This window comes from Janthinobacterium sp. GW823-FHT01H08 (assembly GCF_058797855.1).
The window spans coordinates 4,776,232-4,798,694 of sequence record NZ_CM179504.1 but is presented as its reverse complement, the minus strand read 5'-3'; the positions used below and the strand labels follow the sequence as shown (position 1 = coordinate 4,798,694).

Annotated in this window: 22 protein-coding genes; 20 read left to right on the top strand and 2 right to left on the bottom strand. The window is 62.0% G+C overall.

From position 1 onward, the window contains the following. Window positions 1–14: 14 nt before the first annotated feature. The 9 genes from AC3RCG_RS21570 to AC3RCG_RS21530 all read left to right on the top strand — a co-directional run bounded on the left by AC3RCG_RS21570 (window position 15) and on the right by AC3RCG_RS21530 (window position 9,682). Window positions 15–698, top strand: a complete 684-nt coding sequence (locus AC3RCG_RS21570; RefSeq protein WP_492402041.1) for a phosphoribosylanthranilate isomerase — start codon at window positions 15–17, stop codon at window positions 696–698. Then, the gene (gene trpB, locus AC3RCG_RS21565; protein ID WP_230505754.1) at window positions 691–1,941 is read left to right on the top strand and encodes a tryptophan synthase subunit beta; all 1,251 of its coding nucleotides are present in this window, start codon (window positions 691–693) and stop codon (window positions 1,939–1,941) included. The genes AC3RCG_RS21570 and trpB overlap by 8 nt, the downstream gene beginning before the upstream one ends. Window positions 1,942–2,040: 99 nt before the next feature. Further along, window positions 2,041–2,838 carry a tryptophan synthase subunit alpha gene (gene trpA / locus AC3RCG_RS21560; protein WP_070311155.1) on the top strand — a complete coding sequence of 266 codons (798 nt, stop codon included), beginning with the start codon at window positions 2,041–2,043 and terminating at the stop codon, window positions 2,836–2,838. Between the two features lie 197 nt (window positions 2,839–3,035). Continuing rightward, window positions 3,036–3,908 carry an acetyl-CoA carboxylase, carboxyltransferase subunit beta gene (gene accD / locus AC3RCG_RS21555; protein ID WP_010400390.1) on the top strand — a complete coding sequence of 291 codons (873 nt, stop codon included), beginning with the start codon at window positions 3,036–3,038 and terminating at the stop codon, window positions 3,906–3,908. A gap of 108 nt (window positions 3,909–4,016) precedes the next feature. Beyond that, window positions 4,017–5,315: a bifunctional tetrahydrofolate synthase/dihydrofolate synthase gene (gene folC / locus AC3RCG_RS21550; protein ID WP_492402043.1), complete on the top strand. Its 1,299-nt coding sequence runs from the start codon at window positions 4,017–4,019 to the stop codon at window positions 5,313–5,315. 24 nt (window positions 5,316–5,339) lie between these two features. Continuing rightward, window positions 5,340–6,326, top strand: coding sequence for an SPOR domain-containing protein (locus tag AC3RCG_RS21545; protein WP_070221138.1), 987 nt, complete (start codon window positions 5,340–5,342; stop codon window positions 6,324–6,326). Between the two features lie 20 nt (window positions 6,327–6,346). Continuing rightward, complete coding sequence (locus tag AC3RCG_RS21540) at window positions 6,347–6,835, top strand: CvpA family protein (protein ID WP_070221159.1); 489 nt, start codon at window positions 6,347–6,349, stop codon at window positions 6,833–6,835. A 38-nt stretch (window positions 6,836–6,873) separates the two neighbouring features. Further along, window positions 6,874–8,397 carry an amidophosphoribosyltransferase gene (gene purF, locus AC3RCG_RS21535; protein ID WP_034750508.1) on the top strand — a complete coding sequence of 508 codons (1,524 nt, stop codon included), beginning with the start codon at window positions 6,874–6,876 and terminating at the stop codon, window positions 8,395–8,397. Window positions 8,398–8,440: 43 nt separating this feature from the next. Next, window positions 8,441–9,682 (top strand): cystathionine gamma-synthase family protein, encoded by a 1,242-nt coding sequence (locus AC3RCG_RS21530; protein WP_492402045.1) that lies wholly within the window; start codon window positions 8,441–8,443, stop codon window positions 9,680–9,682. 218 nt (window positions 9,683–9,900) lie between these two features. On the opposite strand, the gene lexA is transcribed toward AC3RCG_RS21530, so the two are convergent. Next, window positions 9,901–10,536, bottom strand: a complete 636-nt coding sequence (lexA, locus tag AC3RCG_RS21525; RefSeq protein ID WP_034750502.1) for a transcriptional repressor LexA — start codon at window positions 10,534–10,536, stop codon at window positions 9,901–9,903. Between the two features lie 32 nt (window positions 10,537–10,568). Here lexA and AC3RCG_RS21520 point away from each other — a divergent pair, with 32 nt between their 5' ends. The 8 genes from AC3RCG_RS21520 to AC3RCG_RS21485 all read left to right on the top strand — a co-directional run bounded on the left by AC3RCG_RS21520 (window position 10,569) and on the right by AC3RCG_RS21485 (window position 15,614). Further along, window positions 10,569–10,769: a hypothetical protein gene (locus AC3RCG_RS21520; RefSeq protein WP_139143063.1), complete on the top strand. Its 201-nt coding sequence runs from the start codon at window positions 10,569–10,571 to the stop codon at window positions 10,767–10,769. Window positions 10,770–10,811: 42 nt separating this feature from the next. After that, on the top strand, window positions 10,812–11,201 hold the full coding sequence (gene rpsF / locus AC3RCG_RS21515) for a 30S ribosomal protein S6 (RefSeq protein WP_034750499.1): 390 nt from the start codon (window positions 10,812–10,814) through the stop codon (window positions 11,199–11,201). Window positions 11,202–11,221: 20 nt separating this feature from the next. Beyond that, window positions 11,222–11,521, top strand: a complete 300-nt coding sequence (gene priB, locus AC3RCG_RS21510) for a primosomal replication protein N (RefSeq protein WP_034783455.1) — start codon at window positions 11,222–11,224, stop codon at window positions 11,519–11,521. A gap of 25 nt (window positions 11,522–11,546) precedes the next feature. After that, window positions 11,547–11,837 (top strand): 30S ribosomal protein S18, encoded by a 291-nt coding sequence (gene rpsR, locus AC3RCG_RS21505; protein WP_010400024.1) that lies wholly within the window; start codon window positions 11,547–11,549, stop codon window positions 11,835–11,837. A gap of 27 nt (window positions 11,838–11,864) precedes the next feature. Beyond that, entirely contained in the window at window positions 11,865–12,320 is a 456-nt protein-coding gene (gene rplI / locus AC3RCG_RS21500) for a 50S ribosomal protein L9 (RefSeq protein WP_034783456.1), read from the top strand. A 135-nt stretch (window positions 12,321–12,455) separates the two neighbouring features. Then, window positions 12,456–13,841, top strand: coding sequence for a replicative DNA helicase (locus AC3RCG_RS21495; protein ID WP_034750488.1), 1,386 nt, complete (start codon window positions 12,456–12,458; stop codon window positions 13,839–13,841). A gap of 93 nt (window positions 13,842–13,934) precedes the next feature. Continuing rightward, complete coding sequence (locus AC3RCG_RS21490; RefSeq protein ID WP_010400015.1) at window positions 13,935–14,561, top strand: DUF47 domain-containing protein; 627 nt, start codon at window positions 13,935–13,937, stop codon at window positions 14,559–14,561. Between the two features lie 39 nt (window positions 14,562–14,600). Then, on the top strand, window positions 14,601–15,614 hold the full coding sequence (locus AC3RCG_RS21485) for an inorganic phosphate transporter (RefSeq protein ID WP_070221141.1): 1,014 nt from the start codon (window positions 14,601–14,603) through the stop codon (window positions 15,612–15,614). Between the two features lie 46 nt (window positions 15,615–15,660). Here the strand turns inward: AC3RCG_RS21485 and AC3RCG_RS21480 are convergent, their stop codons facing one another. Further along, window positions 15,661–16,557: an MBL fold metallo-hydrolase gene (locus tag AC3RCG_RS21480; protein WP_070290539.1), complete on the bottom strand. Its 897-nt coding sequence runs from the start codon at window positions 16,555–16,557 to the stop codon at window positions 15,661–15,663. A 198-nt stretch (window positions 16,558–16,755) separates the two neighbouring features. Between AC3RCG_RS21480 and AC3RCG_RS21475 the strand changes: the two genes are divergently transcribed. From AC3RCG_RS21475 to AC3RCG_RS21465, 3 genes are all read left to right on the top strand, one after another. Further along, window positions 16,756–18,378 (top strand): GAF and HD-GYP domain-containing protein, encoded by a 1,623-nt coding sequence (locus AC3RCG_RS21475; protein ID WP_492402046.1) that lies wholly within the window; start codon window positions 16,756–16,758, stop codon window positions 18,376–18,378. A 50-nt stretch (window positions 18,379–18,428) separates the two neighbouring features. Then, a complete protein-coding gene (locus tag AC3RCG_RS21470; RefSeq protein ID WP_492402047.1) occupies window positions 18,429–20,630 on the top strand; it encodes a CHASE2 domain-containing protein in 2,202 nt (733 codons plus the stop codon). A 209-nt stretch (window positions 20,631–20,839) separates the two neighbouring features. Continuing rightward, on the top strand, window positions 20,840–22,450 hold the full coding sequence (locus AC3RCG_RS21465; RefSeq protein WP_070221145.1) for a ShlB/FhaC/HecB family hemolysin secretion/activation protein: 1,611 nt from the start codon (window positions 20,840–20,842) through the stop codon (window positions 22,448–22,450). Window positions 22,451–22,463: the final 13 nt, after the last annotated feature.

Here is a 22,463-nt window from a genome sequence, read left to right as displayed (position 1 = left end):
AATAAAGGATTAACATGCCACGCACACGCATCAAGATCTGCGGCCTGACCCGCGTCGAAGACATCCAGGCTGTCGTGGCGGCGGGCGCCGACGCCATCGGTTTCGTGTTTTATCCGAAAAGCCCCCGTTACGTGACGCCCGGGCAGGCAGCGGGTCTGATCGCGGCCATGCCGCCCTACGTGACGACGGTGGGCCTGTTCGTCAATGCCACCGTGGACGAGGTGCGGGCCACCAGGGCCGTGGCGCCTTTATCTCTGCTGCAATTTCATGGCGACGAGACGCCTGAGCACAGCGCGGCGCTCGCCGGTGCCGTGAATACGCCGTTTACGCAAGTGTTCCGCGTCAAACCCGACACCCGCTTTGAAGATTTGCTAGAATACGAACAGCGCTATCGCGCCGCCAGCCCCTTGTTCTCGAGCCTCTTGCTCGATACCTATGTGGATGCCTACGGCGGTGCAGGAAAGGTATTCGATTGGTCCCTCATTCCAGAAGAACTCGCGCCTCGGGTCGTTTTAAGTGGTGGCTTGAGCGTACAAAACGCGACTGACGCAGTGGTGCGCGTGCGCCCTTACGCCGTCGACATCAGCAGTGGTGTCGAAGCGTCCAAGGGCATCAAGGACGCATCCCGAGTCCGCGCGTTTATCGCCGCGGTGGGGGATGCCGATGCCATCATTGCCAGAGGAAACCACCATGAATGACCACACCAACTCGCCCGGCGCAGCCGCCGCATTGTTCCACGCTACCGATTACCCGTTTCCCGACCTGCGCGGTCACTTCGGCCCGTACGGCGGCTCCTTCGTTGCCGAAACGCTCACGCATGCACTGGCCGAACTGAAAGACGCCTATGCGCGCTACAGCGCGGACCCGGAATTCCTCGAAGAATTCCGCTACGAGCTGAAACACTTCGTCGGCCGTCCCTCGCCCATCTACCACGCCAAGCGCTGGTCCGAGATGGCGGGCGGCGCGCAAATCTATTTCAAGCGCGAAGACTTGAACCACACGGGCGCGCACAAGATCAACAACGTGATCGGCCAGGCCCTGCTGGCAAAGCGCATGGGCAAGCCGCGCATCATCGCCGAGACGGGCGCCGGCCAGCATGGTGTGGCCACGGCCACCATCTGCGCCCGCTTCGGCCTCGAATGCGTGGTCTACATGGGCAGCGAAGACGTCAAGCGCCAGGCGCAGAACGTGTACCGCATGAAATTGCTGGGCGCGACCGTTGTGCCCGTCGAATCGGGTTCGAAGACACTCAAGGATGCGCTGAACGAAGCCATGCGCGACTGGGTCACCAACATCGAGAATACCTTTTATATCATCGGTACCGTGGCCGGCCCCCATCCTTACCCGATGATGGTGCGCGACTTCCAGTCCGTGATCGGCGAGGAATGTCTGGTGCAGATGCCGGAAATGACGGGCCGCCAGCCCGACTATGTGGTCGCCTGCATCGGCGGCGGCTCGAACGCCATGGGCATCTTTTACCCGTACATCGACCAGAAGGATGTAAAACTGATCGGCGTGGAAGCGGCTGGTGAGGGATTGGACACAGGTAAGCATTCGGCTTCGCTGACGGCCGGCTTCCCGGGCGTGCTGCATGGCAACCGCACCTATCTGCTGCAGGATGACAACGGCCAGATCATCGAGACGCATTCCGTCTCGGCCGGCCTCGACTATCCGGGCGTGGGGCCGGAACACGCGTGGCTGAAAGATTCGGGTCGCGCGCAATACGTGTCGATCACCGATGACGAGGCGCTGCAGGCTTTCCACGACTGTTGCCATATCGAAGGCATCATCCCGGCCCTGGAGTCGTCGCACGCGCTGGCCTACGCGGCCAAGCTGGCGGCCACCTTGCCGAAAGACCAGATCGTGCTGGCCAACCTGTCGGGCCGTGGCGACAAGGACATGCATACCGTGGCGGAACGCATGGGACTCAATTTCTCCTGAGACCCCAATAACGGCTGGGGTCGGACCCTCAGGGTCCGACCCCGGTCTTTGCTCCTGGGTTGAAATTACTTCCTCTATCCATCACCACGAAAGCTCACCATGTCCCGTATCGCCACCACCTTCGCCCAATTAAAATCCAACAACAAGACCGCCCTGGTCACCTTCATCACCGCCGGCGACCCCGGCCCCGACGCCACCGTGCCGCTGATGCACGCGCTCGTCGAGGGCGGCGCCGACATCCTGGAGCTGGGCGTGCCGTTTTCCGACCCCATGGCCGAAGGCCCCGTCATCCAGCGCGCCTGCGAACGGGCCTTGAAATTCAATGTCGGCATCCACGACGTGTTCGGCTACGTGCGCCAGTTCCGTGAAACGAACCAGACGACGCCCGTGGTGCTGATGGGCTATGCCAATCCCATCGAGCGCATCGGCAGCGCCGCCTTCATTGCAGCAGCGCAAGCGGCCGGCGCCGATGGCGCCATCGTCGTCGACTATCCGCCGGAAGAGTGCGAGGAGTTCGGCGCCGCCATGCGCGCAGCGGGCCTCGACCTGATTTTTCTTTTGGCTCCCACTTCGACCGAAGAGCGCATCGCGCAAGTGGCCAAGGTTGGCGGCGGCTTCAGCTATTACGTGTCGCTCAAGGGCGTCACGGGTGCCGGCAACATTGATACGGAACAGGTGGCGGAACGCCTCGCGGCCATCCGCCAGCATGTAAAATTACCCATCGGCGTGGGCTTCGGCATCCGCGATGGGGCCACGGCCAAGGCCGTCGCCAAGGTGGCCGATGCCGTCGTGATCGGCAGCCGCATCATCCAGGAAATTGAAAATGCCCCGGAAGGTGGCGCCGTCGACGCCGTGCGCAGCTTTACGGCAGGCATCCGCGCCGCACTGGACGCCTGAGCAAGCTTGCCGTTTACGCAAGATGCGTTGGCGGCAAAGTTCGACAGCCCGGCGATAAACGGCTACACTTCGGCCACTGATTTGCCTGTTATTGTGCAATAGATAAAATTTTTGGTGGCGCCCCGCGGGGCGTTGCCGTTGACCGTCTGCCGGGGGCGTCCACCGACGCTACCCCTACAAGGGCCCAAGGAGAAAATATGAGTTGGTTGGAAAAACTGCTGCCACCGCGCATCCAGCGTTCTGATGCGGCCGCGCGCAAGACCATGCCGGAAGGCCTGTGGGTCAAGTGCCCGTCGTGCGAAGCCGTGCTGTACCGTACGGACCTGGAATCGAATTTGCACGTGTGCCCGAAATGCGACCACCACATGCGCATCCGCGCGCGTGAACGCCTCGACAGCCTGCTCGACGCGGGCGGCCGCTATGAAATCGGCCAGGAAATCCTGCCCGTGGATACCCTGAAGTTCAAAGACAGCAAGAAATACCCGGACCGCCTGAAGTCCGCCATGGAAGCGACTGGCGAGACGGATGCGATGGTCGTCATGGGCGGCGCCATCATGAGCCTGCCAGTAGTCGTGGCGTGCTTCGAATTCGAATTCATGGGCGGCTCCATGGGCTCGGTCGTGGGCGAGCGCTTCGTGCGCGGCGCGCAGATCGCGCTGGAGCAGAAAGTGCCGTTCATTTGCATCACCGCCACCGGTGGCGCGCGCATGCAGGAAGGCTTGCTGTCGCTGATGCAGATGGCGAAAACCACGGCCATGCTGACCAAGCTGTCGGAAAAGAAATTGCCATTCATCAGCGTGCTGACCGACCCGACCATGGGCGGCGTGTCCGCCTCGTTCGCTTTCATGGGCGACGTGGTCATTGCCGAACCGAAAGCGCTGATCGGCTTTGCCGGCCCGCGCGTGATTGAAAACACCGTGCGCGAAAAACTGCCGGAAGGCTTCCAGCGCGCCGAGTTCCTCGTCACCAAGGGCGCCGTCGACATGATCGTCGACCGCCGCAAGATGCGCGAAGAAATCGCCCGTTTGCTGGCCTTGTTGCAAAACCAGGCTGTTGAAGTGCTGGCTTAATTTACCGCTGGCGTCGGGTTACGGCCTTTGGCCTAACCCGACCTACATCGTCCTGCCTCGTTATATCTCTTCTGCGCCTTGCGCATCGCATCCTTCAAGAAGTCTCCCATGCAAAACCTCCCTACGTCATTGCCGGACTGGCTCGCCATGCTGGAAACCCGCCATTCGGAAACCCAGATCAACATGGGCCTGGACCGCGTGCAAGCCGTCAAGGCGCGCATGCAGCTCGCTTTTACTTGCCCCGTGATCATGGTGGCGGGCACGAATGGCAAGGGCTCCACCTGCGCCATGCTGGAATCCGTGTTGTTGCGTGCCGGCTACAAAGTGGGCTTGTACATCAAGCCGCATTTCCTCGATTTTAACGAGCGCGCGCGCGTGCTGGGCGAGATGGCCAGCGACGAGCAGCTCGTCGCCAGCTTCCAGGCCGTCGAAGCCGTGCGCGGCGATACGCCGCTCACCTATTTCGAATTCACCACCTTGGCGATTTTGCATCTGCTGTCGCAAGCCAACCTGGACGTGGCCATCCTGGAAGTGGGCCTGGGCGGGCGCCTGGATGCCGTCAACGTGATCGACGCGGACGTGGCCATCGTCACCAGCGTCGATATCGACCACACGGATTACCTGGGCGACACGCGCGAAGCGATCGGCTTTGAAAAGGCGGGCATCTTCCGTCCGGGCAAGGCGGCCATCTGCAGCGACCCCGTGCCGCCGCAATCGTTGATCGACCATGCCGAGGCCATCGGCGCCGACCTGTGGCTGATGGGCCGCGATTTCAACTATTCGGGCGACAAGCAGCAGTGGAACTACGGCGGGCGCGAGCAGCGCCGCAATTCGCTGGCCTACCCGAGCTTGCGCGGCGCCAACCAGATCCTCAATGCGACGGCCGTGCTGGCCGCGCTGGAAGTGCTGAAGCTGAAACTGCCCGTGGGCGCGCAGGAAGTGCGCACGGGCCTCGTGACGGTGGAACTGCCGGGCCGCTTCCAGGTCTTGCCTGGTCGCCCCAGCGTGATCCTCGACGTGGCGCACAACCCCCACGCTGCGTCGGCGCTGAACCAGAACCTCGGTAATATGGGTTTCCACCCGTACACCTATGCCGTATTCGGTTCCATGCACGACAAGGATATCGATGGCGTGCTGGCCGCGATGAGTGAACACGTTGACCACTGGTGCCTGACGGGCCTGCCTTCGCCGCGCGCGGCCACGGCTTCCGAGCTGGCCGCCAAGGTGCAGATCATGCTCGATGATAAGCCCGACAGCAGCGAACATACTGTGTCTATTTTCGATGATCCGGCACAAGCTTTTGCAAATGCAATGAGCCGGGCCGGTGAGAATGATAGAATTGTGGTCTTTGGTTCTTTCCTCACCGTTGCAGGCGTGATGAAGGCCCGAAAATCCTCACTTCACTGAAACGCACTCGACTGAAAATCACGCATGGGCTTGTTCTCGAAACTGTTTAAAAACAAGCAAGAATCCTCTGGCGAAGACAGCGGCTTTTATGTCCCTGGCGAAGCACAGTCGCCGACCCGCAAGCGCGCCGCCAACACCTCGGGTGGCGGCGGATCGCGCCGTGGCGGCAAGGAAGCACCGGATCCGGTCTTGCCTGAAAAAAAGCGCGCACGCCGCCGCCTGGTCGGGGCCGTCGCCCTGGCCCTGGGCGTCGCCGTCGGCTTGCCGATGCTGCTCGATTCGGAGCCGAAAGCACCGTTCAACGATATCGCCATCGACATTCCGTCGAAGGAAAAGGCGGCGCCTGCACCGGCGCCTGTGCCGGCCGTTCCGGTCCAGGCCGCATCGAATGGCCTGGACCAGTCCGAGGAAATCGTCGACGCGCCGCTGCCGCCTGCGGCCAAGCCGACGCCGGCCCCCGTGCTGGCCGCCGCCCAGCCTGTACCGGTCAAGCCGGCCTATGTGGAGCCGAAACCCGAACCCAAGCCCGAACCGAAGCCTGTCAAGGTGGAGCCGAAACCGGAACCGAAGCCCGAGCCGAAGCATGAAGCCAAGCCGGAGCCGAAACACGAGCCTAAGCCTGAACCGAAGCATGAAGTAAAGCCCGAAGCCAAGCCTGAGGCCAAACCTGCCAAGCCGGCGCAATCGGCCGACGATGCCGCGCGCGCGCTGGCGATCCTGGAAGGCAAGCCGCAAGACAAGCCGCAAGAAAAAGCGCAAGACAAGGCCCACGACGCCGGCAGCGGCAAGTTCGTGGTGCAGGTGGCGGCGCTGGCGACGCAGGACAAGGTCGATGAATTGCAGGACAAGCTGCGCGAAGCGGGCATCAAGTCGTACACGCAGAAAGTCTCCAGTCCGGCGGGCGAGCGCATCCGCGTGCGCGTGGGACCGTTCGGCAGCCGCGAAGACGCGGAAAAGACGCGCGCCAAGTTGCAAAAGCTGGGCCTGGGCGGCTCGCTGGTGCCGGCGTGATGTTGCAAGGCTGAATGCGCGTGACGATCTTCGATTACCTGGTGCTGTTCGTGCTGGTGACTTCCGTGCTGATCAGCATGATGCGCGGCCTGGTCAAGGAAATACTGTCCCTGGTCAGCTGGATCGTGGCGTTCGTCATTGCCAATGCCTATGGCGCCACCCTGGCGAAATTTCTGCCGGAAGCCGTGCCGGGCGAAGCGATCCGTTTATTGCTGGCTTTCGTGGTGCTGTTCATCGGCGTGCGCATTTTGATGGGATTGCTGTCCATGACGGTTGACGCGCTCGTCAAGGTGACAGGCCTGAGTCTGGCCGACCGCACCCTGGGCAGCCTGTTCGGCGTGGCGCGGGGCCTTGTGATCGTGCTGACCGCCGTCATCTTGTGTGGCATGACTTCCATACCGCAGCAGCCATTCTGGAAAAACGCGCTGCTCAGTCCGCTCGCGGAACAGGGCGCGCGCGCGATCAAGCCTTATCTGCCTGCCGCTTACGCGCAGCATGTGAAATTTTGAATTTTTTTAAAATCAGTAGCACAGTTTAGGAGCACACCATGTGTGGCATCGTCGGCGTCGTTTCCCATCAACCTGTCAATCAATTGCTCTATGATGCATTGTTGCTCCTGCAACATCGCGGTCAGGACGCGGCAGGGATTGCGACCAATCACAGCAGTATGTTTTCCATGCACAAGGCCAACGGCCTCGTGCGAGACGTCTTCCGCACGCGCAACATGCGTTCGCTGCAAGGCACGACGGGCATCGGCCATTGCCGCTACCCGACGGCCGGTTCGTCGAGCGAAGAGGAAGCACAGCCGTTCTATGTGAATGCGCCGTTCGGCATCACCCTGGCGCACAATGGCAACCTGACCAACTGGGAACAGTTGAAGCTGGAAATGTTCAAGAACGACCGCCGCCACATCAATACCGATTCCGATTCGGAAGTGCTGCTCAACGTGCTGGCGCATGAAATCCAGGAAGCGACGACGGGCCTGAACCTGGACCCGGAAGCCATCTTCAAGGCCGTGACCGTGCTGAACCGTCGCGTCAAGGGCGGCTATGCCGCCGTCGCGCAAATCGCCGGCGTGGGCTTGCTGGCCTTCCGCGACCCGCACGGCATCCGCCCGCTGTGCCTTGGCATCAATGAAACGGAGCAGGGTCCCGAATACCTGATCGCTTCCGAATCCGTGGCCCTGGAAGGCATGGGCTTCCGCTTCGTGCGCGACATCGGTCCCGGCGAAGCCGTCTTCATCGATGCCGACAAGAAATTGCACAGCGCCCAGTGCGCCGACAATGCCAGCCTGAACCCGTGCGTGTTCGAATTCGTCTACCTGGCCCGTCCCGACTCCGTCATCGACGGCGCCTCCGTGTACGCCACGCGCCTGAAAATGGGCGAATACCTGGCCGAGAAGATCCGCGCCGAATTGCCAGGCGTGCATATCGACGTGGTCATGCCGATTCCCGATTCCTCGCGTCCGGCCGCCATCCAGCTGGCCATGGCGCTGAACATCGAATACCGCGAAGGCTTCATCAAGAACCGCTACATCGGCCGCACTTTTATTATGCCGGGCCAGGCGGCGCGCAAGAAATCCGTGCGCCAGAAGCTCAACGCGATCCCGTCCGAATTCAAGGATAAAGTGGTCTTGCTCGTCGACGATTCCATCGTGCGCGGCACCACCAGCCGTGAAATCGTGCAGATGGCGCGTGAAGCGGGCGCGACGAAAGTCATCTTCGCCTCGGCCGCGCCGCCGGTCATCTATCCGAACGTGTACGGCATCGACATGCCGACGCGCGACGAGCTGATCGCCTACGGCCGCACGACGGAAGAAGTGTGCCGCGAAATCACGGCCGACTACCTGGTCTACCAGGATATCGGCGCGCTCAAGCAGGCGATCGCCGACGTCAACCCGGCACTGACCAACTTCGAGGCCTCGTGCTTCGACGGCGTCTACGTGACGGGCGACGTGTCGCAGGAATACCTGGACCGCCTGGAATATGCGCGCCACCATCCGAAGGCGGCAGCGCCCGAAGATACGCCGCGTTCCCAGCTGAACCTGAACCTGGCAACGACAGAAGCGTAATTATCTTGCCCGGCTAGCGCCGGGCTTTTTTTGCTCCGCGATCATGAACGATAAAAAAAACTACGGCTTTACCACCACCATCCTGCATAACGACCGCCGCAAGGGCATCGAGCATGGTTCGCTGCACAAGCCCGTGCACACTTCCGTCGCGTTTGGTTATGCCGATGCGCGCCAGCTCGCTTCCGTATTCCAGGGCAAGGAGCCCGGTTTCCGCTATGGCCGCCAGGGCAACCCCACCGTGTCCGCGCTGGAAGACAAGGTCAACAAGATGGAAGACGGCGTGGCGACCTTGTGCTTCGCCACCGGCATGGGCGCCATCGGCGCCGTGGTGCAGTCGCTGCTGCGCGCGGGCGACCATGTCGTCTCGTCGGCCTTTTTGTTCGGCAATACCAACAGCCTGTGGCAAACGGTGACGGGGCAGGGCATCGCCGTGTCCTTCGTCGACGCCACCGAGGTAGCCAACGTGGCGGCCGCCATCACGCCTGCCACGCGCATCGTGTTCGTGGAAACCATTGCCAATCCGCGCACGCAGATCGCCGACCTGAAAAAAATCGGTGACCTGTGCCGCGAAAAGGGCATCTTGTACATCGTCGACAACACGATGACGACGCCGTATTTGTTCCGCCCGAAAGCCGTGGGCGCGGGCCTCGTGGTCAACGCCTTGACGAAATCCATTGGCGGCCACGGCAATGCGCTGGGCGGCAGCTTGACGGACACGGGCGTGTTCGACTGGACGCAGTATCCGAATATTTTCGAGAACTACAAGAAGGCGGCGCCCGCGCAGTGGGGCATCGCGCAAATCCGCGCCAAGGCCTTGCGCGACTTCGGCGCGTCCCTGGGGCCGGAAGCGGCGCACCATATCGCCGTCGGCGCGGAAACCATGGCCTTGCGCATGGACCGCACTTGCTCGAACGCCCTGGCGCTGGCCACCATGTTGCAGGCCGACCCGAGAGTGGCGGCCGTGCATTACCCGGGCTTGCCGTCGCACCCGCAGCACGCGCTGGCGAGCGACCTGTTCCGCAGCTATGGTTCGCTGTTCAGCTTTGAATTGAAGGATGGCATCGATTGCTTCGATTTCCTCAATCGTTTGAATTTGGCCATTCCAGCGAGCAACCTCGGCGACACGCGCACCCTGGTCATTCCCGTCGCCCACACGATCTTCTACGAGATGGGCGCCGAGCGCCGCGCCAGCATGGGCATCGCCGAATCGCTGATCCGCGTCTCCGTCGGTATCGAGGATGAGGTGGATCTGCTCGAGGATTTCCGCCAAGCACTCGATGTATAAGTCGCCGGACAAATGAAAAGGGCCGCAACAGTCATGCTGTTGCGGCCCTTTGTTTTTCGCCGTTCAATGGTAATGTCTTCGTGCCTTCAGAAACCGTAGCGAGCAAGTCCAATATCGGGTTGAGTAGCGGAGCTGTACATTGTACGGGGGGCGCCCAGCTAGCGAGCAACGGATGCCCGAGAGTGGGCTGCGCAGTAGGTTTATGAGGGCGCGCTCAATCAGTGCCAGCTGCGCATCAAGCCGACTGCTAAGCCTTCCAGGGCAAATTCATCTTCCGGCGACACGGTGATGACCTTGAAATCGGGGTTTTCCGGCAGCAATTCGATGACGGAACCCGTCTTCTTGTAGCGCTTGACCGTGACTTCGTCGCCGATGCGGGCCACGACGATCTGGCCATTCTTGGCGCTGTCGACCTTTTTGACGGCCAGTAAATCGCCATCCATGATGCCGGCGTCGCGCATGGACCAGCCGCGTACCTTCAGCAGGAAGTCGGGCTTGGCCGAAAACAGGGCGGGGTCCACGTTGTAGCTCGCTTCCAGGTTTTCCTGGGCAAGGATGGGCGAACCGGCGGCCACCCTGCCGATCAGGGGCAGCGACATCAGCAGTGCCGCCGGCACTTTCGATGGCGGCGCTTCGGCTGCCGCGCCGATCAGGCGGATGCCGCGCGAGGTGCCGGGCGAAATCTCGATCGCGCCCTTGCGGGCCAGGGCCTGCAAATGCTCCTCGGCCGCATTGGCCGATTTGAAACCCAGTTCATTGGCAATTTCGGCACGGGTGGGAGGAAAGCCCGTGTTTTCAATCGCGTCCTTGATCAGGTTCAGGATTTGTTCTTGTCGTGCTGTCAGCTTGATCATGAGCGGTGGGTGCATACTAAAATGCTGTCTATATGAACAGTCTGTATTTTTGTACAGTATCGCCCACTATGCAAGGGGATTTCCGTGTTTTCGGCGAATTTCGCAAGAAATACTTGTTCCCGGTCGAAAAGCACGGTGGTCCGCGGGCTTTTCGGGTGCTGGCGCAAGCAATGATTGAAACGTTTGCAAAAGGCGGTTATAATCTTCGGCTGACCTTCCCACACCCGTCTTGACGCCGGGGTGGGCGATTATCAATCCGACCTGAAGGAGTTTGCATGCGTCATTATGAAATAGTCTTTATCGTCCATCCGGACCAAAGCGAGCAAGTGCCCGCGATGATCGAACGCTACAAAGCCAGCGTAACCACCCGCGGCGGTTCGGTTCACCGCGTGGAAGATTGGGGCCGCCGTCAAATGGCTTACTCGATCCAAAAGCTGCCTAAAGCACACTACATCTGCCTGAACATCGAATGCGACAACGAGACCCTGGTCGAGTTGGAAACAGCATTCAAATTCAATGATGCCGTGTTGCGTCACCTGACCGTTAAAATGAAGAAAGCTGAAACAGCTCCTTCGCCGATGATGAAATCGGTACAACGCGAAGACGCGGCCAAAAGCCACCGCACCGAAGCACCAGCAGCCGCTCCAGCCGCAGCAGCAGCTTAATTCTTGACCAGGATCGTGCGCTGAACCAGCTACAAGTCACCGCCATCATTGCCGAGCGCGAAATATTGCGCTACACCCCGGCAGGACTGCCGATTGTGAATGCAGTATTGCAACACAGTTCGCAGCAGATGGAAGCAGGGATTGCCCGTTTGACCGAGTTTGATGTTGCCGCGCTAGCCGCTGGCGAAATTTCAGGCCGGTTCAGTCAGGCAAGCTTGGGCGGGGTGTATCAGTTCACGGGTTTCCTGGCCAGGAAGAGCCGCAACAGCAAGAGTTTGGTGTTTCACATCATTGATTTTAGTGCAGTCAATTCTGACTAGCGCATTTTAGATACAGGAGCCTGACATGGCATTCGGTAAAAAGTTCGACAAAAATAAGCTCAAGCTTAAAGAAAAACGCAAACAGCAAAACCCTTTGTTCAAACGTAAGAAGTTCTGCCGCTTCACGGCAGCGCACGTTGAGCAAGTCGACTACAAAGACGTCGACACGCTGAAAGACTTCGTCCAGGAAAACGGCAAGATCATGCCAGCACGCCTGACCGGTACCAAAGCGCACTACCAGCGCCAAGTCGACACCGCAATCAAGCGCGCTCGCTTCCTCGCGCTGCTGCCATACACCGATCTGCACCACGCTTAATCGGTCAGATATTCCTGGAGAAGAACTATGCAAATCATTCTGTTAGAAAAAGTTGTAAACGTCGGTAACCTCGGCGAAGTCGTCAAAGTCAAAGACGGTTACGCACGTAACTTCCTGATCCCGCAACGCCTGGCACGTCGTGCTACGGCAACCGCTGTGGCTGAATTCGAAGTCAAGCGCGCCGAACTGGAAAAAGCTGCTGCCGCCAAACTGGCCGCATCGCAAGCCCAGGGCGAAAAACTGAGCGGCCTGACCGTTCAAGTTGCTCAAAAAGCTGGCGTCGATGGCCGTCTGTTCGGTTCCGTCACCAACTTCGACATCGCTGAAGCGCTGACCAAGCAAGGTTTTGCTGTTGAAAAAGCACAAATCCGCATGCCTACCGGCCCGCTGAAGATCGTTGGCGAGCACAACGTTTCGGTTGCTCTGCACACCGACGTGGTCGTGGAAGTTGTTATCGCTGTCGTTCCAGACGCGAACGCGTAATCGTCTGCGGGCCTGGCCCGCAAGCGCTGCCGTACTATGAAAAGCCGGGTTCGCCCGGCTTTTTTGTGGCCTTTTTTTCGCTCATTTTCAGCCCTTTATTTTTGCCGGCACGCCGAAGCGGGTATAATTCGCGCCATGAACGCCCCCTCTGATCCGCAACTGGATTCCCTCCGTATTCCGCCGCATTCGATCGAAGCAGAACAATCCGTTATCGGTGGTCTGCTGCGCGACAATGCCGCCTATGACCGCATCGCCGACTTCATGCATGCGGAGGATTTCTATCGCTATGACCATCGCATCATCTTCGAGCAAATCGTCAAGATGGTTAACGCTTCCAAGCCAGCCGATGTCATTACTGTTTTTGAAACCCTGACCCAGCTCGGCAAGGCCGATGACGTGGGCGGACTCGCTTACCTGAACGCCATGGCGCAAAACACGCCATCGGCCGCGAACATCCGGCGCTATGCCGAGATCGTGCGCGACCGCGGCGTGCTGCGCAAACTTATCACCGTCGCGGACGATATCTCCGGCACGGCCTTCAGCCCGCAAGGCAAGGAAGTCAAGCAGATGCTTGACGAGGCCGAGTCGAAGATTTTCGCCATCGCCGAAGAAGGCGCGCGCGGCGCCCAGGGCTGGACCGCCATCCAGCCCCTGCTGACGCAAGTGGTCGAGCGCATCGACGAACTGTACAGCCGCGACAACCAGAGTGAAATCACGGGCGTGCCCACCGGTTTCATCGACCTCGACCGCATGACCTCGGGTCTGCAGCCGGGCGACCTGGTGATCGTGGCGGGCCGTCCGTCGATGGGCAAGACGGCGTTTTCCGTCAACATCGGCGAAAACGTGGCCATCGACAGCGGCTTGCCCGTGGCCGTGTTCTCGATGGAGATGGGCGGCGCCCAGCTGGCCATGCGTATGCTCGGCTCCGTCGGACAGCTGGACCAGCACCGCCTGCGCACGGGCCGCCTGAACGACGAAGACTGGCCGCGCCTGACGAATGCAATCCAGAAGATGAACGACGCGCAGTTGTACATCGATGAAACGCCGGCGCTCAATTCCATCGAATTGCGCGCCCGTTCGCGCCGTTTGTCGCGCCAGTGCGGCAAGCTGGGCCTGATCATCGTCGATTACTTGCAGCTGATGTCGGCCAATACGCCGGGCGACAACCGCGCCACGGAGATTTCCGAGATTTCGCGTGGCTTGAAAGGCCTGGCGAAAGAACTCGGTTGCCCCGTGATCGCGCTGTCACAGTTGAACCGCTCGCTGGAACAACGCCCGAACAAGCGTCCCGTGATGTCCGACTTGCGCGAATCGGGCGCTATTGAGCAGGATGCCGACGTGATCCTGTTCATTTACCGCGACGAGGTGTATAACCCCGACTCGCCGGACAAGGGGACGGCCGAAATCATCATCGGCAAACAACGTAACGGTCCAATCGGCAGCATCCGCCTCACCTTCATGGGGCAGTACACCAAATTTGGCAATTACAGTGGTGGCCTGGCGCTTTACCAAGGCGACTAAGACTCAGCAGCACTGATATTCCATTGGCCGCCCCCTCATACGGGGCGGCTTTCTGTAGTAAATAACACGACTCAATGCTTAACGGAGAATGACATGTTTGGACGCTTGATGCCCACTGAGGGCAAGTTTTTTGAATTGTTTAACCAGCACGCGGAATTGTGCGTCAAGGGCGCGAAAGAGATGCTCGGCCTGATGACCAATTTCGACGACCTGGAAAACCGCGTGCATGCGATCGAAAGCATCGAGAAACAGGCGGACAAAGTCACCTACGCCACCGTGGAAATGCTGCACAAGACCTTCATCACGCCGATCGACCGCGACGACATCCATCAGCTGATCACGCGCCAGGACGATATCCTCGACCTGCTGGAAGACGCAGCGCAGACCGTTTCGCTGTACGACCTGAAAGCCGTCACGCCGGAAGCCAAGCGCCTGGCCGAACTGGTGCTGGCCTGTACCGAGAAAGTGCGCGACGCCGTCGCCATGCTGCACAATATGGACAACTCGCGCAAGATCGTCGCCATCTGCGAAGAGATCGACCGCCTGGAATCGGACGCCGACCACGTGATGCGCGCCGCCATGTCCAAGCTGTTCCGCGACGAACCGGATGTGCGCAACCTGATCAAGCTGAAAGCGATCTACGAAATTCTGGAAACCGTGACCGACCGTTGCGAAGATGTGTCCAATATTATCGAAGGCATCATCGTCGAAAACGCGTAAGCGTTGGGCCTGTCCTGAACCAGAATCAGAAAAGAAACTATAATGACCATACAAATCAGCATCTACGTGCTAGGCCTGTTGATCGTCCTCGCGCTGCTGTTTGACTTCATGAACGGCTTCCACGATGCCGCCAACGCGATTGCCACGGTGGTCTCGACGGGCGTATTGAAACCGCAGACCGCGGTTGCCATGGCCGCCACGTTCAACTTCGTCGCCATCTTCGTGTTCCACCAGCTGACCGTGGCCGCCACGGTGGGCAAGGGCACCATCGACCCGGCCGTGATCGACCAGTACGTGATCTTCGGCGCGCTGATGGGCGCCATCTTCTGGAATTTGTTTACCTGGTACTACGGCATTCCCTCGTCGTCCTCGCACGCCCTGATCGGCGGCCTGGTGGGCGCGGCCGTCGCCAAGTCGGGCACGGGCGCGCTGGTCGCGGCCGGCCTGTGGAAAACCGTGGCCTTCATCGTCATCGCCCCCGTGCTGGGCTTCGTGTTCGGCTCCATCATGATGCTGATCGTGTCGTGGATTTTTGTCCGTTCGACGCCGCGCAAGGTCGACAAGTGGTTCCGCCGTTTGCAACTGGCATCGGCAGCCGCCTACAGCCTGGGCCACGGCGGCAACGATGCGCAAAAAACCATCGGCATCATCTGGATGCTGCTGATCGCGGCCGGCTACTCGAACGTGAACGACCAGATGCCGCCGATGTGGGTCATCATCTCGTGCTACACGGCCATCAGCTTCGGCACCCTGTTCGGCGGCTGGCGCATCGTCAAGACCATGGGCCAGAAGATCACCAAGTTGAAACCCGTCGGCGGCTTCTGCGCCGAAACGGGCGGCGCCATCACCCTGTTCGTCTCGACGGCGCTGGGCATTCCCGTGTCGACCACGCACACGATCACGGGCGCCATCGTCGGCGTCGGCTCGGCGCAAAAAATGTCGGCCGTGCGCTGGGGCGTGGCGGGCAATATCGTCTGGGCCTGGATCTTCACGATTCCCGCATCGGCCTTCGTCGCCGCGGTTGCCTGGTGGATTGGCCACCACATCATGTAATGGATAGCCAACGCCAGTAAAAAGGGAGCCTTGCGGCTCCCTTTTTTTATGCGCCGGCCAGTTCCACCGTCAGCCCCTCGCTGGCGAGGAACACCTGCAGGCCGGCCAGGCGGCTCGCATAGCGGCCCATCACGTCGGCAAACACGGCTTCGAGCTGCTCGTCGCTGCGGGTCGGTTCGTGGTGGGTGCAGTACAGGTGCCGCGCGCCGCAGCGCAGGGCCAGGTCGAAGGCGGCGTCGAAGGTGCCGTGGCCCCAGCCCTGCTTGCCCGGGTATTCTTCGCGCGTGTACGAGCAATCCATGATCAGCGCATCGACGCCGGCCACCAGCGCATCGATGCCGGCCTGGCGCTGCGCATTGCGCGCCGCGCAGGCCGCATGCTCGGCGTGGCCGGGCGGATGCAGGTTGTAGAACGGTTCATGGTCGCCGCTGAAAAACAGCGAGGCGCCGCCGCAGTCGATGCGGTAGCCGAGGTTGACCACCGGATGGTTCATTTCCGCGCCGCGCACGCGCGCGCCGCCCACTTCGACGGCTTCGCCGGGCGCCAGGGTGCGGTACTCGATGCAGGCCGCCATGGCCGCTTCGCTGACGGGAAAATAACTGCCCTGCAGCTGCACCGCCATCACGTGCTCGATGCCGCGCCCGCTGTTGCCGTCCAGGGCGCCATGCAGGCGCATGCGGTTGCCGGCCACGAACAGGGGCGAGAACATGGGCAAGCCGTGGATGTGGTCCCAGTGGCTGTGCGTGATGAAGACGTGCGCGTCGACGGGCTGGCCCGGCGGCAGTTGCTGCGCCAGCGCGAAGATGCCGCTGCCGGCATCGAGAATGATCAGGCTGTCGTTGTCCGTGCGCACTTCGATGCACGTGGTGTTGCCGCCATAGCGCGCCGTGCGCGGGCCGGGGGAGGGGATGGAGCCGCGCACGCCCCTGAACGTGAATTTCATTCAGTACCTTGTTACAGTGTAATTATTGTTGATTCTATTCTAATTAATGAGATTGGCGGCAACATTTATGCGTGTTGCGTTACGGAAAGTAATTTCATTTTGTTGTGACTAAGTAATGTACAGTGCGCAGGGTCGCCGTTACACTGGCGCTTGCCGACTTCCCCTTTTTTGCTTGCCCATTACCTGATTGCCACCAATATGCCTCAGCTGCACCCTGAGAAAATCGCCCACAGACTGGAGCAATTGACCGAACTCAGCGTCGCGCTCGGCCACGGCCTGGGCGGTGAGGGGCGCGACATTGGCGCGCTGCTGCAGCGCATCGTGCTGCTGGCGAAAAGCATGAGCGGCGCCGACGGCGCCACCCTGTACCGGCCCGCGCTTGACGGGCGCCAGCTGGCGTTCGACATCAGCGTCAACGACAGCCTGGGCATCGCGCAGGGGGCGGACATGGGTTTGCCGGGCGTACCCCTGTTCGATGGCGCCGGCCAGCCCAACCTGGCGTCGGTGGCCGCGTATGCGGCGAACATGCGCCGCAGCGTGAATATCGCCGACGTCTACCGCGACGAGGTCTTCAATTTTTCCGGCATGCGCGAGTTTGACCGCCACCATGGCTACCACACGCAATCGATCCTGACGGTACCCATGAGCGATCACGAGGGCGACTTGATCGGCGTGCTGCAACTGGTCAATGCCAAGGATGGCGAGACGGGCCAGGTGCGCGCCTTTTCCTCCACCGACCAGCGCTTCATCGAGGCGCTGGCCGCGCAGGCGGGCGTGGCGCTGACGAATCAGCTGCTCATCTCTCAGCTGGAAGAGCTGCTCGAGTCGCTCGTTACCCTGATCAATATCGGCATCGATGAAAAGTCGCCGTACACGGGACGGCATTGCCAGTTCGTGCCCGAGCTGACGATGTTGCTGGCCGACGCCGCGCATGCGACGCAAACGGGGCCGCTGGCCGATTTCCGGCTCAGCGACAACGAGCGCAAGCAGCTGTGGCTGGCCGGCCTGCTGCACGATTGCGGCAAGATCACCACGCCCGTGCACGTGGTCGACAAGGCCACCAAGCTGGAAACCATTTTCGACCGCATCGCCCTGATCGACACGCGCTACGAAGTGCTGCTGCGCGACGCCGAGATCGAGGCCCTGCGCCTGCAGGCCGGGCAGCCGCAACAGAAGGACGCCATTGCCCGCGCGCTGGAGCAGGAGCAGGCGGCGCTGCGCGAAGAGCGCGATTTCATCCGCACGGTCAACATCGGCGGCGAGAGCATGGCGCAGGCCGACCAGGAAAGGGTGCGGCAGATCGCCCGGCGCCGCTGGCGCGCGGCCGACGGCGAACTGCGCGATTTTCTCGACGCCGACGAGACGGAAAACCTGACCATCCGCGCCGGCACCCTGACGGCGGCCGAGCGGGCCATCGTCAACAACCATATCAGCGTGTCGATCCGCATGCTCGAAGCGCTGCCGTGGCCCAAGCACCTGCAAAAGGTGCCCGAATATGCGGGCGGCCACCATGAGCGCATGGATGGCAAGGGTTATCCGCGCGGGCTGACGAAAGAGCAGATGTCGGTGCCGGCGCGGCTGATGGCGATTGCCGACATTTTCGAGGCGCTGACGGCGCGCGACCGGCCCTACAAAAAGGGCAAGTCGCTGTCCGAATCGCTGCGCATCCTCGGTAACTTCAGCCTGAACGGCCATATCGACCCGGAGCTGTTCGACGTTTTCATCCGCAGCAAGGTCTATCTGACCTTCGCTGAAAAGCACATGCATCCGAGCCAGATCGATGCCGTCGACGAGGCGGCCATTCCGGGCTATACCCCTTGAAGCTGCCGCAGTCCTGGCGCAAGCATGGGGCGCGGTCGCTGCTGGGCATAATGCTGACCTTGGCGGCGGCCGTGCTGTGCCTGGCCGGAAACGACACGATCGCGCGGCTTGACGCCATGCTGGGCGACTGGCGCATGCGCTTTGATGCGCCGCAGCTCGACCGCCGCATCGTCATCGTCGACATCGACGAGCAAAGCCTGGCCCGCGTGGGCCGTTTTCCCTGGAGCCGCGACGTGCAGGCGCGCCTGGTGCGCCAGCTCACCGGCCATTACGGGGTGGCCGCGCTGGGCTTCGATATCTCGTTTCCCGAAGCCGATACCAGTTCCGGCTACGCCGTGCTGCAAGGGCTGGCGCGCGGCGCACTGGCGGGCGTGGCCGGCTTGCCGGCGCAGCTGGAAAAGCTGCGCCCGGCCATGGATTACGACGGCCTGTTTGCCGAGGCCATGCGCGGCCAGCCCGTGGTGCTCGGCTACAGCGTCTCGGAGCAGCAAAGGAAGGGCGTGCTGCCCAGGCCCGCCTTTACCGTCGCCGATTTGAACGGGCGCACGGTCACGGCCTACGTGGCGCGCGGCTACGAAGCCAATATCGCACCCCTGCAGGCGGCCGCGCAGGGCGCCGGCATCTTCACGGCGCTGACCGATGCCGACGGCGTCGTGCGTTCCTCGACCCTGTTGCAGCGCATCGGTGACGGCTATTATCCTTCGCTGTCTCTGGCCACCGTCGCCGTCTACCTGCAGGCGCGCGCCATCGCCCCCCGTTTCACGGGCACGGCCGATACCCTGTCGGCGCGCGAACTGGCCAATGGCGGCCTCGAACACATCATGCTGTTCACGCCGCGCGGCGCGATGGCGATTCCTGTCGGCGAAGCCTTGACGACCACGGTGCAGTACCGCGGCGCGGGCGGCCCCGATGGCGGCGCCTTCCGCTATGTGTCGGCCGCCGATGTGCTGGACGGCACGGTGCCGCCCGCGCTGCTGAAGGGCGCCATCGTGCTGGTGGGCACCACGGCGCCCGGCTTGAACGATATCCGCGCCACGCCCGTGAATGCCGAATATCCGGGGGTGGAGGTGCACGCCAACCTGATCAAGTCCATGCTCGACGGGCGCTTCAAGGCGCGGCCCGACTATGCGCTGGCATTGGAACTGGTGCAGATCGTGCTGTTTGGCCTGCTGCTGGCGGGCGCCCTGGCCGTGCTGCCTCCGGCTGGTGTGATGCTGGCCACCGTGGCCGCGCTGGCCGCCGCCATCGGCATCAACCTGTACCTGTACGCCGTGCACGATCTGGTGCTGGGCGGTGCCGTGCTGTTGCTGCTGATCCTTGCGCTGTTCATCGCCAACCTGGCGTGGGGTTACTTTTTCGAGGTGCGCAAGGGACGCGCGCTGGTGGCCCGTTTCGGCGAGTACGTGGCGCCCGAGCTGGTGGCCGAGATGGCCGACGATCCGCGCCGCTACACGATGGAGGGCGAGAACCGCGAACTGACGGTGCTGTTTGCCGACGTGCGCGGTTTCACGGCCATTTCCGAGCAGCTGGCGCCGGCCGCGCTGCGCGAATACATCAACGCATACCTGACGGCCATGTCGGAAGATATCCGCGACAGCCATGGCGGCACCCTGGACAAATACATCGGCGACGCCGTGATGGCGTTCTGGGGCGCGCCCGTCGCCTTTGGCGATCACGCCAGCCGGGCCGTGGCCAGCGCCCTGCTGATGCAGGCCAGCGCGGCGCGGCTGAACCAGCAATTTTGCGCGCGCGGCTGGCCGGCGCTGCGCATCGGCATCGGCATCAATACGGGGCCCATGCATGTGGGCGACATGGGCTCGCGCATCCGCCGCGCCTATACCGTGATGGGCGACAGCGTCAACCTGGCCGCGCGCCTGGAAGGCGCCAGCAAGCTGTATGGCGTGGGCATCGTGGTGGGCGAGGCCACGCGCGCGGCCGCCCCGGATTTCCTGTACCGCGAGCTCGACCGGATCAGGGTGCTGGGCAAGCAGGAAGCGGTGGCCATCTTCGAGCCGCGCTGCCTGCTGGCCGGCGCCGCAGCGGCCGAACTGGCGCAGCTCGAGCGCTGGCACGCCGTGCTGGCCCGGCTGCGCGCGCGCGACTGGGCGCAGGCAGGTGCGCAGCTGGCCCATTTGCAGGCGGACTTTCCCGGCGATGGCCTGTACCGGCTGTACGCGGCGCGCCTGGAGCAGTACCGCAACGCGCCACCGCCATGGGACTGGGATGGCGTGACAGAATTGCACAGCAAATAGCCCGCCATTCGCCGGAAAAGGCAAGCGATTGCGGCATTTTTCACCATGGCGTGCGCATTGTTTGTTGCATTGCGATAAAAAACACGGGGAAATGTTAGAAATTTCTGACTGGAAACTAAAAGCCGTCTAAAATTTGTCTTCAATCCATTGCCGGACATGCTGGCGCCTGCGGGCCGCGCGCTTGTCCGGTTACACAAGAAATCCTTCACATGACATATCGTTTGGTGCACCTGCTTGCGGGTTCCGCGCTGCTGTTCGCCGTCGGCGCCGCCGGCGCCGCTGTTTCCATGGATGACGCCGCGCCTGCCACGCAGGGCGACGGCGTGCCGCGCTTCGAGATCCGCCGCTTCGACGTTCAGGGCAATACCCTGCTCACGTCCGCGCAAGTGCAGGCCCTGCTGGCGCCCTACACGGGAGCGCAGCGCGATTTTTCCGACATCGCGCGCGCCGTCGAGGCACTGGAGGGGGCTTACCGCGAGCGCGGTTACAGCGCCGTGCAGGTGCAATTGCCCGAGCAGGAACTGGAGCGCGGCGTGGTGCGCCTGAGCGTGCTGCAAACGCCGCTGGGCAAGCTTGCCATCGGCGGCAATACGCATGTGGACGAGGCCAACGTGCGACGCGCCTTGCCGTCTCTTCGCGAAGGCGAGACGCCGAACTTGCCGGCGCTGTCGCAAAGCCTGAGGCTGGCCAATGAAAACCCGGCGCGCAAGATCGAAGTGCGCCTGCAAGCCGATGAACCGGCGGGCACCATCGACGCCATCGTTACGGTGGCCGATGAAAAGCCCTGGAAAGCCATGCTCAACGTGGACAATACGGGCAATGCGCAAACGGGCAAGACGCACGTGGGTGTGGTGCTGCAGCATGCGAATCTGTTCGGCCTCGATCATGTCGCCAGCCTGCAATACACGAGCAGCCTGGAAAAGCCGGACAAGGTGGGCGTGTATGGCGCCGGCTACCACTTGCCGCTGTATGCGCTGGGCGACTCGATGGATTTTTTTGCCAGCTATTCGAACGTCGATTCGGGCAGCGTCTCGGCCGGCATTTTCGACCTGGCCGTCAGTGGCCAGGGCAGCATGGCCGGCATCCGCTACAACCAGAACTTTGCCCGCAGCGGCGATTTCGAACCCAAGCTCGTGTACGGCATCGACTACAAGGCTTACCGCAACAGCGTGCAGCTGTTCGGCATGGAACTGGGCGCCGACGTCACCGTGCATCCGCTCAGCGTCAGCTATATCGGCAACTGGACCTTGCCCACGGGCGAGACCAGCGTGGCGGTCACCTTCGCGCACAATATCCCTGGCGGCAAGCACGGCGCGCAAGCTGATTTCGACCGCGTGCGCGCACACGCGAAGGCGGCCTACAACACGGTGCGCCTGAGCGCCAGTGCGGGACGCGTGCTGGCCGGCGACTGGCAATGGCGCGCGCTCGCCAACGCGCAGATCACGCCCGACGCGCTGGTGCCGGGCGAGCAGTTCGGCGCCGGCGGCGCCGCGTCCGTGCGCGGCTTTGCCGAGCGCGAGGTATCGAACGATTCGGGCGTCAACCTGAACCTGGAACTGTACACGCCGAACTGGTGCGGCCAGGCGCTCGCTTACCAGTGCCGCGCGCTGGCGTTCTATGACACGGCCTGGCTGCGCCGCAACCATGCGCTGCCCGGCGAAAGCGCGTCGCAAGGCATCAGCAGCGGCGGCCTCGGCCTGCGTTTGCTGCTGAGCCGCTACGCCAATCTGCAACTCGATTACGCCCATGTCGTCAATGGCGGCGACACGGGACAGCGGGGCGCCAACCGCCTGCATTTCCGCCTCGCCTTGGCCTACTAGCATCAGGATGAAC